Source organism: Neobittarella massiliensis (ex Bilen et al. 2018), assembly GCF_014269355.1.
GTDB classification, from domain to species: Bacteria; Bacillota; Clostridia; order Oscillospirales; family Ruminococcaceae; genus Neobittarella; species Neobittarella massiliensis.
In genome coordinates, this window is record NZ_JACOGI010000001.1 from 341,047 (window position 1) to 356,085 (window position 15,039).

Genomic DNA, 15,039 nt, shown 5'->3' on the forward strand with positions numbered 1-15,039 from the left:
CGGCGCCCCGCAAAAGTTCTATTTTCAGTGCCCGCGCAGACGGTGGCCCAGGTGCCGGGTCACCAGCAGCTCAATAATCACGACCACCTCGTAGAGCAGGGCGGCCAGCACCGCCAAAATGATCACGCTGGCCATCACCAGGTCCATCTGGAACACCTGCCCGCCGTATACGATCAGGTAGCCCAGCCCGGCTTTTGACACCAAAAACTCACCGGCGATCACGCCCACCAGCGACAGGCCGATATTCACCTTGAGGGAGTTAAACAGCGTGTGCAGGTTGGCCGGGAACACGATCTTTGAAAACAGCTGCATGCGGCTGGCGCCAAAGGTGCGGGCCATCTTCATGGTCTCGGGGTCGGTGGCTAAAAAGCCGTTTAGCATCTCCATCACCGTCACGATCAGCGAGATGGCCAGCGCCATCACGATGATGGCCTGCATGCCGGCCCCCACCCAAATAATGATCACCGGCCCCAGCGCGATCTTGGGCAGCGAGTTGAGCACCACCAGGTACGGCTCCGACACCTTCGATAGAAAAGGAGACCACCAAAGCAAAATGGCAATACCTACCCCCAACATCACCCCGGCCAAAAACCCGATCAAGGTCTCCAGACAGGTGACGCCGATATGTAGGGCCAAACCGTTTTGGGCGGCGTTTAAAAATGTTTTGGCGATACGCGACGGCTGGCTCATCACAAAGCTGTCGATGATGCCGACCTGTGCCAGTATCTCCCACAGCGACAAGATCGCCAGCAGAATGGTGATCTGCGTAAAGCGAATGCGGTTTTTGCGGCGGCGCACCTTTTGCAGGTACAGCGCCCGCTCTTTAGAAACGACGGCAGTTGCCTCAGTCATTTTGGTCCAGCTCCTTCCAGATCAGGTTGAAGTAGTGGCTGAATTTGGGATTGTTGCGGCGCTGCAGCGGGGCCATACCGGCGGGCTCGAACTCGATGATATGGGTGTTTTTCACCGTGGCCGGCCGGGCCGACAACACCACGATGCGGTCAGACATGCTGATGGCCTCGGGAATGTCGTGGGTCACCATCAACGTGGTCTTGTGTTCCCGCTTTAAGATCTGGTAGATGTCGTCGGTCACCGTCAGCCGGGTCTGGTAGTCCAGCGCCGAAAACGCCTCGTCCAGCAGCAAGATCTGGGGGCGCACCGCCAGTGTCCGTATCAGCGCCGCCCGCTGCCGCATGCCGCCCGAGAGCTGTGAGGGGTACTTGTCGCGAAACTCGTACAGCTCATAGGTCTTCAGCAGCTGCTCGGCGTGCTCGGTGTTCTCCGGGGTCAATAGCCCGCGTATCTCCAGCCCCAGCAACACGTTGCGCCAAATGGTCCGCCACTCCAGCAAGTTGTCTTTTTGCAGCATGTAGCCGATCTGGCTCGAGATACCGCTGACAGGTTGTCCCGCCAGATAGACATGGCCGTAGGTGGGCCTATCCAGCCCCGCCACGATAGACAGCAGGGTGGATTTGCCGCAGCCCGACGGCCCCACGATGCTGATGAACTCCCCCTCGTCTACCGAAAAGGTGATATTTTGAATGGCGGTGACTTCGCCGTTTTGCGCCTGGTACTTCTGCGATACATGGTCTACTTTTAAAATACTGTCCACTGTTAAAACCTCCTAGGCAATTATCAGATCGCCGGGGCGGGCCAAAAAGGGGAGAGAGCCCGGCATCCTGTGCACCGGGCGCTCTTGTGTGGGCAGTCGGTGGCCCACCCGCCGATACTAGTAGTGTATGAGCAGCGGCCGCGATGGGTGCATTGTGCCGCGCGCCCCGCTGTGGTATAGTAAAAGGCAAAAAGTACGAGAGGATGAGCCCCATGCAAAAGATCCAGAGCTTCCAGGTAAATCACGACCGCCTCACCGAAGGAATGTATGTGTCCCGGGTCGACGGCGATGTCGTCACCTACGATATCCGCATGTGCCGCCCCAATGGCGGCGCGTACTTGGAAAATGCCGGCCTGCACACCCTCGAGCACCTGTTTGCCACCTATGCGCGCAGCAGCGCCTGGTCTGATAAGATCATCTACGTGGGCCCCATGGGCTGCCGCACCGGTTTTTACCTGCTGGCCCGCGACACCGTCAGCAGGGCAGAGGCCATCGCGCTCACACGGGCCGCCTTTGCCTTTATCGCCGGCTATCAGGGCCCCATCCCCGGGGCCAGCCGCATCGAGTGCGGCAATTACCTGGAGCACGACCTCGAGCAGTGCCGGCAGTATGCCCAAAAGATGTGCCGCGTCCTGCAAAACTGGACCGAGGAACAGATGGTCTATCTGCCCTAGAGCCCCGCAAGCTCTATCTGCACCGGCAAAAAAGAGGAGGAGCAAAAGTGCTCCTCCTCTTTTATTGCTATGCGCGCATGCTCGCCGGCGTGCCGGTATCCTGTTTGGCGGCGCCCGGCCGGGCGCGGGCCAGGCGGGTCTGGTCACGCCGGCTCACAAACAGCGGCAGGTACTCGATAAAGGTGGCCGCATTTTCCAGCCCGTACCAGCGGATAGGGGTGCCCGCTGCCCGCCGTATAGCATATTTGCAGGCCATCACCGCCTGGCTGACAGCCGGCAGCGCACAGCCCGCCGGCAGCTGTTTGCGCAGAATACAAAAGCGAAAATCCCCCACCTGCCGACGCCCGTACACCGAGTACCGGTGTCCCTGCGGCGGCAGTTCACCGCTCTCTATCAGGTCGGTGACGATCTGCCGCAGGTAGGTATTTACCTGCTGATGCACCTTAAAACCCAGCTGCAGCTGCACCCGAAACAGGTAGTCGGTGCCCAAGCTCTGCACAGTGTACTGCCGGGTGTAGGGCTCATCGGTCACCGCTATGCTCACCAGCCAGTAGGCGGCCGCCCGCTTGGGGCGCCGGTCAAAGATCGAGTAGAGGATATCCCGGTCCACCCCGTCACCGGGCCGGCTGCGGGTGATGTACACCAGGTTATCACAAAACAGCGGCAGCGACGTATCGCCGCGCAGGTCTCGCAGGGTCTCCAGGTAGTCTGTCAGCGGGTACTGTACTGCCTGGCTGCGCTCGATCTGGGTCCCTTTATACCACACCGCCATCACCCATAGGATCACCGCCGCCAGCCCCAGCGCCTCGGCGCCGGTGGTGGCCAAAAATACGCTGCCCAGTATCAGCAACCCGGCCCGGTTGTGGGGCGAAAACAGCAGCCCCAGGCCCCGCAGCGGGTTAAAAGCCCGCAGCACCGACCAGTCGCCGCCGATACAGTATACTCCCACCGCCGCCAAAAACAAAAACCAGACCCCCATCACCGGGCCGAAGGCCTTACCTATGCGGCTGGTGCCCGCCCGCTGCACCAAAAACAGCAGGGTGATGACAGCCAGCACGATGAGCAGGATCGCGTGTTCGCCGTCCAAAAAGCGCCGTGCGGAACCCACGGTGCGCAGCCCCTCTATGGCAGTGGTCACCGTCACCGCGGGAGTCAGCATTCCGTCGGCCAGCAGCGCCGCCCCGCCCACCATGGCCGGTATCACCAAATAGCCGCCGTAGCGGCGCACCAGGCTGTACAGGGCAAAAATGCCGCCCTCACCGCGGTTGTCCGCCCGCATGGCGATCAGCACGTACTTCACGGTGGTCAGCAGCGTCAGCGTCCATATGACCAGCGACAGAGCCCCCAGTATCAGCTCGTCGCTGACTGCCGCCATACCGCCATTTTGGGCAATGACCGCCTTGAGCACATACATGGGCGAGGTCCCGATATCACCGGACACCACCCCCAGGGCAATGAGCGCTCCTCCGGCCGAGAGAGCGGTGCGCTTGGGCCGTGTCGCCAATGGGGCCGAAGCTCCTGTCATCATGTCCTCAACTCCTGTCACCGGCACCGGTCCGCCGCTGGCGCCCGGCCGGTCGTGTTTCTTTACGCGCCCTTAACGAGCGGGCTCTCTCGTTATAATGCTTTCCCATAAAAAAGGCAAAAGCCGGTGTGCGCCGCAAACGGCGGCTCAGACGCCGTCAAGCCGCGATTTTGTCATTTCGCCGCTCCGGCTTTTGGCTTTTTGCCGTTTTGCGCCCGGCTGCGGGGCAGGGGGGAGCCGGCTCAGCGCCTCACACTAAAAAACACCGGTACAGTACACGTTGTGCCGGTGTCGCCTCTATGTCTGCGCTCACTGCGCTGTCTGTGGCCCCTGGGCGGCAAGATCACGCCAGAGTTTCAGGTGTTGGGGGATAGAATACGACGCCTCCAACTGCGCCGGTACCTCCTGGGCCGCCCCGGCCCCATCGGCCGGCGGGTCGCTCACCGTGGCCGCCATCATCTTGGCCGGTACGATATAGACAATCTCCTCGTCGTATATAACAAAGTCCTGGGTACGGGCACTGCCGCAAAAGCCGCCGGCCACCGGGTGGATAGCCGGCATCAATCAGGAAAGGCAGGTGGATCTCCACCTGCCTTTCCTTTTTTGCCTGTTCTCGGCTATCCGCCAAAGCCCAGCGAGTGAAATGCCTTTACCGCCTGTTCGTCTATGTTATGATTTAAAAACGCCATGACATACGGACCATTTATTGCACCGATCTTTGCATCTTTTCCCTTTACTAAAACTTTGTTTGCAGCGTAAGCATCTGTAAATTCCTTTTTGTCGGTAAACTCATAATCCAAGAACACGACATTTCCATATGCAACACCTTTTACAGCGCCGATGGCTTTGACATCTAATGGCTCTGGTGTACCATCGATACAGCCGGCCTGTTTGACCCGTGTGATCAGATCATCCATACTGTAATAGGCATCTACCTGTTGGTTTTCTCCCGGCTGTCTACTGCCGTTGCCTTGTCCGGGTGAAACGCTGTTTTTAGTGCTATTCGAAGAACTGTTCTGCGCACTTCCACTGTTTCCTAGGCCTTGCGAATCACCTCCTCCATTGCGGCTGGTACAGGCGGTGGTGGTAAAAAGAACAGCAAGAGCTACGAGAAGCATGGCTAATTTTTTCATGAGAGTCCTCCCCTAATTTCGTTCAGATAAGATTTTGTTGGGTTCAAATCGCGTGATATACAAAATGCCGGCTGTACTGGACAAACCTGCCAATAACAGTGCTACCATGCTGATTTGTCCAATGATCGGAGCGGTCATGTGGATATTGACTTGAGCTGCCTGCTGTATTAGTGTATTGGCCACCGGCTGTGCCGCCACCGCTCCGGCCAATAGTCCAAAGAGCAGGCATACAGCTGTAACTGCCAGTGTTTCCGTAAGCATCCCCAGCAGGACTTTCGGCTTTTTCATCCCCATCGCCCGCAGTACCCCAACCTCATATTTTCGTTCCCGCATCGACATTACGGATATGAGGACCAGAACGAACGTGCCCAGCAAAAGGACCACAAGCAGAAAGATGTTGCTGATTTTGGAGAGCTTTTCAATTGGGGCGACCACTTGCCGGTACTCTTCTTCGTTGGCACTGACCGTGTAGGCAGCAGGCAGCCCCTTCTCCAAAAGCTCGTTTTGAAACGCGTCTAGCTGGTCGGAACTCTTGAGAAAGTAGACCGCATTAAACTGCCGACCTATACTGTCGGCCATAAAATCGATGGCAGCGGCCGTTTCTATCGTAGTGATGATCTCGTTATTTCGATTGTATAGTGGCATCCCGGGTTGTCCTCCGGTACCGTTTACCGAGTTGTCAGAATAGATACCTGAGACAGTGAATTCAGCAGTTCCTGTTCTCCCGGTATCGGCCGGCAAAAGTTTTATCTGCGAACCGATGCTCAAAGAGTTGAGGGCAGCGAATTCTTCGCTGATCAGACATTCTCCTTTTTTCTCCGGTGCCTTTCCCCGGGTGATACTGCGAAGTCCCTTGCGAAAGTCGTCTCCCAGATCAGTGCGGGAAGTGGCGGCGAGAATGGTGTTGGCCTGCCCATCGGGCGCTTCCTCATCCAGTGCGCGCAGACTATCTAAACGCCCGTAGGCTGTCATGCTATACTCCGTTTTGCAAAGCAGGTCAGACGCCCCATATTTCAGGTAAGCTGCGACTTCCAGTCCACCCGTGCTGGCGGTTTCATCTTTCAGCTCGATCGTGGCTTGGTTGCCAAACTGGGTGCGGGTATTGCGGATCATCGATGCTGTGGCGCCGCTGATGAAAAATGAGACCGCTGCCGCAAAAATGATGAGAAAGGTGACCAGCGCCAAAATAATGTTCCGGCCTTTGTTGCGAAAAATATTGCGGATAGCATTTTCAAAAAGATACATACAGGGACTCCTATTCTTACTTCAGAAACACGAGGTTCCCAGCATTGAGTCCCCACAGCTCATCAGCGTATTTAGATACCGCCTTTGAGTGGGTGACGACGATGACGCATTTCCCCTGATCATGGGCCAGAGAACGCAGTATCTCCATGATGTTCTTTTCAGTATCACCGTCCAGGTTGCCGGTGGGCTCGTCGGCAATGATGATGGCCGGCTCATGGGCGATAGCACGGGCGATCCCCACGCGCTGCTGTTCTCCGCCAGAGAGCTTGAGAACTTTGCGCATCGCAGTATCTCGGTCGATACCGACCTTCTCCAACAGCCTCAGGGCATATTCTCTCTTGTCTTTTTCTCGGCTCCCACTTATGTTCATCGAGAGCACGATGTTTTCCAGTGCCGTCGCATTAGTCAGCAAATTGTATCCCTGAAAGATGACGCCGATACCTTTGGCGCGATACGCATCTCGATCAAGTACCTTCATATCCTGACCCTCATAATACATGCTCCCCTCTGTACAGAGGTCCAACCCGGATAATAGCGCCAGCAAGGTGCTTTTGCCAGCTCCAGACCTGCCTACAACGACGTAGAGTTTTCCCGGTTCAAACGCCATATTGATTTTTTTCAGCACCTTCTTTTTACTTCCTGCATACTGGTAAGAGACTTGCTCCATCTGTAATATACTCATCTTTTAATTCCTTTCCGACAGTATCTTGACCGGTTCATACCGCGTGATGAAGATTACACCTGCCGCACTGGATACCAGTGCCAGAAGCAGAGAGATCATGGCGATCTGACCGATTGCCGCCCCGCTTAGCCGCGTATCCAGCTCGGTGACGGTGCTTTGGCCGGACTGGATACCGCTGCTGACCTCGTCGCTGTGCGAAGTGGGATCAGATTGAGATACCTGTACTTGATTTTGCAGTAAAGAATCGGTGATGGGCTGCGAAGCGGCAGCGCCTGCTCCAAGACCGATCACCAGACAGGCCGCAGTGATGATCACCATCTCTGTGACCATCCCCAGGGCGATCTTGGCTTTCTTCATCCCCATAGCTCGCAATACACCAACTTCATATTTCCTCTCACGGATCGCCAATGTCGAGAGAAGGATCAATATTAGAGAGCCGAGCACCAGCACCACCGCCATAAAGGTGGTCGCAATGCGAGAGAGCCCCTCTACCGGCCCCACGGCTTTGTTGTATTTTGACGCGTCCGCCGAGACTGTGTAATAGGTGGGCAATCCTTTTTCATACAGCTCACTCTGAAAGGCATCTGCAAGATCGGGATTCTTTAATATAAAGGAGACCTGGATATCCAACATGCCGTTTGACTTTGCATTTTCATACAGTGGCAAGCTGGTAAAGGTGCTGAGATTGGTCAGTATCTCATTGCCTCGATTGGTGGAGGATGTGACCACGCCACTGCTCCCTGCTGGGACGTTATCCTCATAAATGCCACTGATGGTCAGCGTCTGAGAGACCACCTCTTCACCGGTGTAAGAATAATTGGAAAAGGTTACAGAGGAGCCGACAGTCAGGCCGTTGAGCTCAGCGAACTTTTGACTTACAACACAGGTGTTTTTACTATCCGAGAATTTGCCCTCTCTTATTTTTCGCAGGCCATTTTCGAACTCTGCACTGCCCTGTGGATCAGAAGACCCAATCAGCGTGGCGACCGGCCGTGTAAAGAAATTGCCGCCGGTTTGGCCCGGGGTGCTGCCGCTCTCTCCTACGATACCGGCTCCTTCACTCTTCCCCTGGTCAAGAGTATCCAGCCCTTCCATGAGTACAAAAGCAGTTGCTGCGTACGTCTTGCTTTTGAGCAGCGCCGATGCCCCGTATTTCTGATAGTCTTCTAGAGATGGTACCTGCAGACTGCTGAGGGGGATATTTTGCTCCTCGATCTTTTGATTGCTGCGGATCAAGGTGACCTCTGACCCGAATTTAGCTTTGTAGGCATTGATGGCGTTGCCGGTTGCCGTATTTATGACAACAGACACTACGGTCGATAAGATCATCAGAAGTATGACGCAGAACAGGAGCACATTCCGCCCCTTATTGCGCCAGATGTTTTTCAGCGCATTGGTGAAGATATACATGTGGTTTTGACCCTCCGTTCCCTTGTGGTATGGACGATTGTCCGATTTACAAGGGGCAGTATAACATGCAGTATGTTTCTCCAGTGCTTCCATCCTCCCGATAGGAGGCGCTTTTTTCTGGGGAAATGACAGATAAAAGGTAGACCCGCTCCCCAATACGCTATCCACCGTTACCGATGCGCCGCACAGGTCGCATACGTGAGCTACAAGGCTCAAGCCAATTCCATACCCATCCCGGTTCAGAGGGTTTACCCGGTAGCAGAAATCAAAAACATTTTTTTGATCTTCTTCCGAGATCCCAGGACCTTGGTCCTCGACCGTTACTACGACGCTGCCATGCAAGCTTTTTACCCCGACCTTGACAGGCTTGCCGCCACCGTATTTGACTGCATTGTCCACCAAATTGCTAACGGCACGAGCCACCCAGCGTTCCTTGCCCTCAACGATGGTCTCATCCCGGTCATCAAAGTCAAATGATATCATGCCGGTCACCTTTTGATAGTCATCGCAAACAGAGGCGCAGACCGCTGTCACGTCCACTGGACCGGTGGGGACACCACTGCTGTCGCTCAGCGTGAGAATGTCGTCGAGCCCGGCAGTCAGGTCATCCAATTCGGTAAGGTAGGTGCTGTTTTCTTCCAACTCCATGCGCGTGCGCATTCTGGCGATCGCGTTCTTCTGCTCATGGGAGAGATAGGCGCTCAGCCGTCTATAATCTTCAAAATGGGTCTCCATCTGCCGGCTCAGAGATGCATATGCTGGCGCCAGATCCACCTCTGTATTCCAAGGGACATCTCCGTCAATAATAGTGTGAAGATGCCCAGCTATCTCCCGGGTGCTTTTTTCTTGCACTCGTTTTAAAATGGACCAGAAGAGCACCGAGGTCACCAACAAAAATAGACAGAAAAAAATGGTCAGAGGGACCAGCGACCATAAAAGTTGTGCGTAATATGCTTTGCTCAATCGTTCTGGCTCGGTGATTTGGTTGGGGCTGATGAGCCCAAATCCATCCTGTTGTATCTGATCTTGCGTGACCTGCTCCAGCGCGTAGTAAGATCTGTCACCGGCTTCAGCGAACGGGTCTGCCTGTTGAAGTTGGCGCTGAAAAAGAAATACACTCCCCAAGAACGCGGCAGACACCAGTAAAGTATAGATGAAAAACACTAGGCCAGTTTTAACACTGCTCTTCAGTTTTCCTGTTCGCATAGCCAGTACCCCTTTCCGCGAATGTTTTGCAGCACCTCTCTGCCGCATGCATCTGCCAGTTTTCGTTTTAAGCGGCTGAAATGCACCCGCAGGATGGACGAGGAGGGGTCAAAAGTCTCATCATAGATGTGTTCTGCCACCTGTTCCGCTGTGGTGACTGCAGGGTGCCTCTGGGCGAGATATTCCAAAATATCGAACTCTTTAGGTGTCAGTTCTACCGGTGTAGCGTTTACCGTCACAGTCCGTGTCGACGGATTGATAGAGAGCTCACCAATCGATATGACCGGGCTCGTTCGGCCATGGAACCGGCGAATTACCGCTTGAATCCTCGCTCTCAGTTCCAAGAGCTGGAACGGTTTGGTGATGTAATCATCGGCGCCCAAGTCGAGCCCTAATGCACGCTCCTCTATTTCATCCCGAGCCGTAATGATCAGTACCGGGGTCTGTATGCCAGATTCCCGTAAAAATTGCAAAATCTCTGTGCCGTCTTTATCTGGCAGGTTGAGGTCTAGTAAAATCGCATCATATTCGTTGCTGTAAGCCTTTTCCTCACCGTCCATCCCGACATTCGATATATCTACATAAAACCCATATTTTTCAAGCCCCTTTTTCATGGATAGAGCAAGGAGTTTGTCGTCCTCAATAATTAAAAGTCGCACGATGTGCTACCCTCCTAAAAGTCCATTCTTCCTGATTATATCATTTCAATTGTTACACGAATGTTTCTTCACAATCGCAAGACGTGTAATAAAAAGGCAGGTGGATATCCACCTGCCTTTGGCTTTGGCACTATAGACCGCCGAAATCTGATAAGCTTTTTCTGTTTCTTTTTCCTTTATCATGTATGGTCTTACGTCAGGTCTCCACGATCTCAAACTGCAAAAACTCAAAAACCAATAGTTGGGAAACACTCGGCCCCCCGTCCGTTCCTGTTCGCAAATGGATGCATACTCAAAATTGGCATACCGGTATGCGGCAGCTGTCAGTGGTTTTTACTACCGCTTTCGTTTGCTTCGGCTATAAAGTTCTTAATCTGGGCGGCGAACTCTCCAGCCGATGCCCCCACCTCCAGTTTCCAGTGACACGATCATGCCGCTTGAACGCTCCTGGGATTGGGAGGTTCTCTATCTTGCCCAAGTTGTAGACAAAAAGTGTTCGAAAGTTGTCTAAGAACTTATCGATGTCCGATATAGACCGAATTTTGCAATTTGCAGTCCAGTGATCCAATATAGAATATAGCCTGGTAGTCGTCTGATCTCGATTCCATAGAATCACTTCCTGAATGATGATTGTACCACATTCCCCAATATATAATTCTAAAAATAATGCTCCCAAAGGAATAAATAGCTATTTAATAGATCTAGGAGTAAAATTGCAGGTCCATATTTAACAGTAGCTGGAGGGGCTGTTATAATGGGACCCAACATAAGAATTTCGCATATACATGCGATTTTCAGATGTTTACTTTATTGTATTTTTGTGGAAAGCGAGACTCCAAACTCTTCTTCTTACAAAAAGACAGGTGATGCCATGAAGCTGTCTCAGGATTTCTTAACTTTACATTTGTCATTATTAGATGCGACTGAGCAATCCATATAGGAGGCTAGGTACGCATGGACAGCTTAAACGGCAAGAGGCGAAAACATGTCGACGTTCCGAAAATTGATTCCCCTACATTGGACGATATTTCTTCCATTACCATAGACACACCTGCCAGCGGAGCAACGGATGAAACAATACGTGGAACATAAATAATCCATATTGTTTCATCTGAGGCCTTAGAACGACGAATAGTTTCGTACTTCCAGAATCAATTAGCGGATGGCCTTTAGGCTATCAGCTAGTTTACTCTGATTGAGTGAGGTGTAGTCGGTTTGAGATGAAGACTGCACCTCTATAAATTTGTGTGAACTTGTAACCGGGTAATGTCTTTTGCTGGTATCGACACCAATGTTTTTATGATATTTCCCTCTAGATCAACTTGATAGTTATTCTGTAGACTACAGATATAGGTAGAAGTTCTGTTTGTGTAAATGCGGTTGTTGGTGTACTTGTTATCCCGATAAGAAAGATGCTTCTATATACATTTATTAAAAAATGAAATAGGAGTTAATTGGGAAAAACTTCGACATTATTTGGTTCATCAGCCTGGAAGCGGTAGCTAGTAAGCTTTGTGAGATCAAAACAATATACCCATCCATCTGCTGTGTCTATTACTGACAACTCATCATTAGACATAGAAAATGGCAATTCTTGAAATTCGTGAGTTTCTAGGTTCATTCTAATGCAATTGCTTTTTTCACAGGTGATGTACAACCAGTTCTCATCATAACTTTTAATTGTATAGATATCACTATTTGCTGGTCTGCCGAGTTCTATCGGTTTATCTGAATTGTAGGCATTAAAAAAGAAAATGCCGTTTCTGTGAAAGTAAATTCCTTTATCTGTTGCCAACCAGTCGTTTTCTACAGTGGATTTTTGGGGGATTGAAACAGTTATATCACGGTGGCCGTCGCCTTCAATGAAACCAACTCCAATATTTAACGGGCTTTCATAATCACTATCTTCACTTTGATATTCGCTCACTACAATGCCTTCATCATAGTTGATGACCCGAGAGCCGTATAAATAGTTTTCATAGAAAGGCCATTCATTTTCATTTTTTACTGCCATAGAGGGTAAAGAAAAAATCTGATCAATACTGCTCATATCTTCTAACATTTGATTTGTATAAAGATTGTCATTAACGGTCTGAAATGAGACTATATAGGGGAGATCTATTTTTTCTAATTGCTGTGTGCTTATGTTGTAATGCCAAAAATGTCTCTGGGTAGTCTCTGCAGTGGGATTAGGGTTATGAATCAAATTAGAAGAATTAAAGAAAAGATGATTGTCATAACCCTGTAAACTCCGAAGAAAGGTCGATTCATCTATACTTACTATTTTTTCAATTGTGCCCTCTGGATCTACTTGGTATATGTTGTTCAGAGAGCAAACATATAAGTAACCGTCTTTTGAATAGACTCTCCTGTTCGTATATTTGGCGTTAGAATACTGGATATCAGATAATTTGGTGAGGATCTTTTGAGATGAGGTGGATGAAGGTGAAGAAGGAGGTGTGACTTTATCTCCTGATCTTGTGTGTCCACAGCTTATTAGAAGAGTAAAAGAAAACAAACATATCAATACTATATGTCCTAATTTGTTCATATTAAAACCTCCTGTTTTTATCATACAACAATTAAGAAACTCTTTCTATACAAAAAAGAAAACAGGACGGAAAACCGTCCTGTTTTCTTTTTTGTATAATTACCAGATTGCTCTATCTGCCCCTGATGTTGCTGAATACAGATCGACATCTACAAAGAAGTAGGAGTCGGAACTGGTGATGGGCTCCCATCCATTGCCTTCCCCATAGTTAACATAATTGCAAATCAGATACTCTGGATGAGAGTATCCGGTTTCGGATACGTCCGCAGCGATTTTTGCTCCTGCAGGAATAGTCTTAATAAATGTACCAGAAGAGTTCATTGCGGCGACGGGTTTATGAACGGTGTGAGCGATATAACCGGGAAGCCCAGAGATATGATCTTCATCAGGGTTGAGGACCTCTAAATCCGAGCCGTTGAAAATGACCGAATGGAAGTCTACTACGCCAGTTTGTATAAAACTACCCCCCATAATCGTATTGGAAACGATTATAAGCCCTGTAGCTAGTGCTCCATCGCCTTTTTTATAGATTACTTTGCGATAACTAGGAGCCCAGCTGGCACCATCCTTGCTTGCCCGAGCGATGTAGAATTGCCCTTTTTTGATGGAACCAATTTGATTTTTTACGAAAGGATAGTTGGTATCCATATTTGCGTAAACGGGAATTTCATCATTGCCAATGTTGACTTTGATGAGAGATTCCCCACCGGTATAATCGGTATCAGGAATTGGGAAAGCAACAGATGCACCGCTGTCTCTGCCCGAAACGACATCTTTATCGATTTCTACAAAATCGGGTGCCTGGACCGGATAGGAGACTGTATCGATCTGGTCGAAAGCCCAGTTGACAGGGAGGGGATAGCCGAGGTTGCCGCTGAAACCGCTGGACATATCGGAAACAAAGCTCAGTTCGGCATAACCAGCATCACTGACTCTGGAACAAACATTTCGAGGACCGTAGATGCCAATACGATAAGGATAGCAACTCATCTTTTGAAGTCGCTCATATATACCTTGGAAGTACGGGATGACACTGTTAGTCACCTGGTAATCCATGGCATCGAAATCTACGGCAAAGTAGATGACGGTGTTATTGGGAAAGCCGAAAGCACGTGCATTCATTACAGCTTCTTTGCCATCTTCCCAACCTTGATTGTATGAAAAGTAGCTCTCCTCCATACCATTGGTCTGATAGATGGGGAAAACGCTCATGCCTTTGGCTAAAATGCGGGCAAACTCGTCTACCTTGAGCCGTTTCCAGTCACCACCGACAATGTAGCGGCCGCAGATCTTGTAGCCGTAGCTATCCAAAGCAGCCAGATAGGAGTCAGTCAGAGTGTTGGCACAGTCTAAACCGGTAACAGCACGGTCCTGATCGCCATAGCTGACGAGCATCGAGAGCATGGTGGAGATATCTACAGTGCCGGTAGCTGGCAGACCAGAGAAAGACTGGAACTGCGAAACACGAGTAGTCACAGTGCTGTCGTAAACGCCGTCAAAGGTGCCGGTATCATAGGAGGCACCATTGCAGTACAGCGCGTACTGGATGATCTTGACCATGGCGGTGGCGCTGCTCCCGGCGCTCACGCCGTTGGGATAGGCCGATTTCCACATCGAGGTGGTGGTGGGACCGAAAGCACCGTTGGCAGTACCGGCATCCATACCGATATCTTTCTGGATGGCGTAGATGATCGCCTCGTTGAGAGAGCGGGAATAGAGACCGTCGCAGGGGAAGATGATGCCGGCGTAGCTCGAGATAGAAGCATTGAGTGCTCTCTGCATCTCGCAAATACGGTCAGAGCCGCCCGACCATGTATTTGTAAAAGCGTCCATGCTGAGGATCGCTTTCATAAGCATCGGGGTCACGATACCGGTCTGGGGCAGTCCTGCATCGGCCTGGAGTTGTTTGACGGCGTCTTCAGTGCCACCGGCAAAGTTGGCAGTCAGGTCAGCGGCACCAGTGCCATAGCCTTTACACCAAAGACCACCCTGCAGGATAGTGACAACTCGACCGGTGCTGCCCAGTTTCAGGGTGGGGCAGAGAGCCATGGTGGTTTCACCGAAGTTGTCGACAAGATCGGTGATGCCTTCCTCGTGTTGAAGGGCTCGGATCAACCCATAAATAGTGTCCCACCCGGTGGAGCCAGTCTCTTCGACTGATCCGAAAGTAGGAACGCTGCCATAGGTCCTGTTAAGCCACCGCTGTGTCTGTAACACCATTACGTCCATATGATTTCTCCTTTATATTTCGTTTCGCTCTTGATCGAGGTGACGAGCATGTTCACCTCCTCTCTCCTGAAAAAGAACTACATAGATAGAAAGCTGTTTTACGCCAATTTGTA

The 15,039-nt window shown here is 51.3% G+C and carries 13 protein-coding genes; 2 read left to right on the top strand and 11 right to left on the bottom strand.

Features of this window, described 5'->3' with window-relative positions; translation table 11 throughout:
* Positions 1 to 24 precede the first annotated feature (24 nt).
* Together H8K20_RS01630 and H8K20_RS01635 are read right to left on the bottom strand one after the other, a co-directional pair.
* Positions 25 to 852: an ABC transporter permease gene (locus tag H8K20_RS01630; RefSeq protein WP_105203428.1), complete on the bottom strand. Its 828-nt coding sequence runs from the start codon at positions 850 to 852 to the stop codon at positions 25 to 27.
* Complete coding sequence (locus tag H8K20_RS01635) at positions 845 to 1,612, bottom strand: ABC transporter ATP-binding protein (protein ID WP_105203429.1); 768 nt, start codon at positions 1,610 to 1,612, stop codon at positions 845 to 847. The genes H8K20_RS01630 and H8K20_RS01635 overlap by 8 nt, the downstream gene beginning before the upstream one ends.
* Before the next feature lie 212 nt (positions 1,613 to 1,824).
* On the opposite strand from H8K20_RS01635, the gene H8K20_RS01640 reads away from it, so the two are divergent.
* Entirely contained in the window at positions 1,825 to 2,286 is a 462-nt protein-coding gene (locus H8K20_RS01640) for an S-ribosylhomocysteine lyase (RefSeq protein WP_105203430.1), read from the top strand.
* 67 nt (positions 2,287 to 2,353) lie between these two features.
* On the opposite strand, the gene H8K20_RS01645 is transcribed toward H8K20_RS01640, so the two are convergent.
* The 7 genes from H8K20_RS01645 to H8K20_RS14135 all read right to left on the bottom strand — a co-directional run bounded on the left by H8K20_RS01645 (position 2,354) and on the right by H8K20_RS14135 (position 10,146).
* Positions 2,354 to 3,814 (bottom strand): KUP/HAK/KT family potassium transporter, encoded by a 1,461-nt coding sequence (locus H8K20_RS01645; RefSeq protein WP_243206163.1) that lies wholly within the window; start codon positions 3,812 to 3,814, stop codon positions 2,354 to 2,356.
* Between the two features lie 306 nt (positions 3,815 to 4,120).
* Positions 4,121 to 4,375, bottom strand: a complete 255-nt coding sequence (locus H8K20_RS01650) for a hypothetical protein (RefSeq protein ID WP_186487288.1) — start codon at positions 4,373 to 4,375, stop codon at positions 4,121 to 4,123.
* Positions 4,376 to 4,428: 53 nt separating this feature from the next.
* On the bottom strand, positions 4,429 to 4,944 hold the full coding sequence (locus H8K20_RS01655; protein WP_186487289.1) for a hypothetical protein: 516 nt from the start codon (positions 4,942 to 4,944) through the stop codon (positions 4,429 to 4,431).
* Between the two features lie 12 nt (positions 4,945 to 4,956).
* A complete protein-coding gene (locus tag H8K20_RS01660) occupies positions 4,957 to 6,189 on the bottom strand; it encodes an ABC transporter permease (RefSeq protein ID WP_186487290.1) in 1,233 nt (410 codons plus the stop codon).
* A gap of 16 nt (positions 6,190 to 6,205) precedes the next feature.
* A complete protein-coding gene (locus tag H8K20_RS01665) occupies positions 6,206 to 6,871 on the bottom strand; it encodes an ABC transporter ATP-binding protein (RefSeq protein ID WP_186487291.1) in 666 nt (221 codons plus the stop codon).
* A gap of 3 nt (positions 6,872 to 6,874) precedes the next feature.
* Entirely contained in the window at positions 6,875 to 9,487 is a 2,613-nt protein-coding gene (locus H8K20_RS01670) for an ATP-binding protein (protein WP_186487292.1), read from the bottom strand.
* Complete coding sequence (locus H8K20_RS14135; RefSeq protein ID WP_105203436.1) at positions 9,469 to 10,146, bottom strand: response regulator transcription factor; 678 nt, start codon at positions 10,144 to 10,146, stop codon at positions 9,469 to 9,471. Before H8K20_RS14135 ends, H8K20_RS01670 begins: the two co-directional genes overlap by 19 nt.
* Before the next feature lie 954 nt (positions 10,147 to 11,100).
* On the opposite strand from H8K20_RS14135, the gene H8K20_RS01680 reads away from it, so the two are divergent.
* A complete protein-coding gene (locus H8K20_RS01680) occupies positions 11,101 to 11,238 on the top strand; it encodes a hypothetical protein (RefSeq protein WP_164998081.1) in 138 nt (45 codons plus the stop codon).
* A gap of 358 nt (positions 11,239 to 11,596) precedes the next feature.
* Here H8K20_RS01680 and H8K20_RS01685 read toward each other — a convergent pair whose 3' ends face one another.
* Positions 11,597 to 12,697 (bottom strand): hypothetical protein, encoded by a 1,101-nt coding sequence (locus tag H8K20_RS01685; RefSeq protein WP_129589365.1) that lies wholly within the window; start codon positions 12,695 to 12,697, stop codon positions 11,597 to 11,599.
* Positions 12,698 to 12,796: 99 nt separating this feature from the next.
* A complete protein-coding gene (locus tag H8K20_RS01690) occupies positions 12,797 to 14,926 on the bottom strand; it encodes a glycoside hydrolase domain-containing protein (protein ID WP_186487293.1) in 2,130 nt (709 codons plus the stop codon).
* Positions 14,927 to 15,039: the final 113 nt, after the last annotated feature.

Bases quoted from the DNA above. Each gene is read 5' to 3' on its own strand.
- H8K20_RS01645 (WP_243206163.1), bottom strand. From the start codon at position 3,814: ATGATGACAGGAGCTTCGGCCCCATTGGCGACACGGCCCAAGCGCACC.
- H8K20_RS01670 (WP_186487292.1), bottom strand. From the start codon at position 9,487: ATGCGAACAGGAAAACTGAAGAGCAGTGTTAAAACTGGCCTAGTGTTT.
- H8K20_RS01660 (WP_186487290.1), bottom strand. From the start codon at position 6,189: ATGTATCTTTTTGAAAATGCTATCCGCAATATTTTTCGCAACAAAGGC.
- H8K20_RS01655 (WP_186487289.1), bottom strand. From the start codon at position 4,944: ATGAAAAAATTAGCCATGCTTCTCGTAGCTCTTGCTGTTCTTTTTACC.
- H8K20_RS01680 (WP_164998081.1), top strand. From the start codon at position 11,101: ATGGACAGCTTAAACGGCAAGAGGCGAAAACATGTCGACGTTCCGAAA.
- H8K20_RS01640 (WP_105203430.1), top strand. From the start codon at position 1,825: ATGCAAAAGATCCAGAGCTTCCAGGTAAATCACGACCGCCTCACCGAA.
- H8K20_RS01665 (WP_186487291.1), bottom strand. From the start codon at position 6,871: ATGAGTATATTACAGATGGAGCAAGTCTCTTACCAGTATGCAGGAAGT.
- H8K20_RS01685 (WP_129589365.1), bottom strand. From the start codon at position 12,697: ATGAACAAATTAGGACATATAGTATTGATATGTTTGTTTTCTTTTACT.
- H8K20_RS01690 (WP_186487293.1), bottom strand. From the start codon at position 14,926: ATGGACGTAATGGTGTTACAGACACAGCGGTGGCTTAACAGGACCTAT.
- H8K20_RS01630 (WP_105203428.1), bottom strand. From the start codon at position 852: ATGACTGAGGCAACTGCCGTCGTTTCTAAAGAGCGGGCGCTGTACCTG.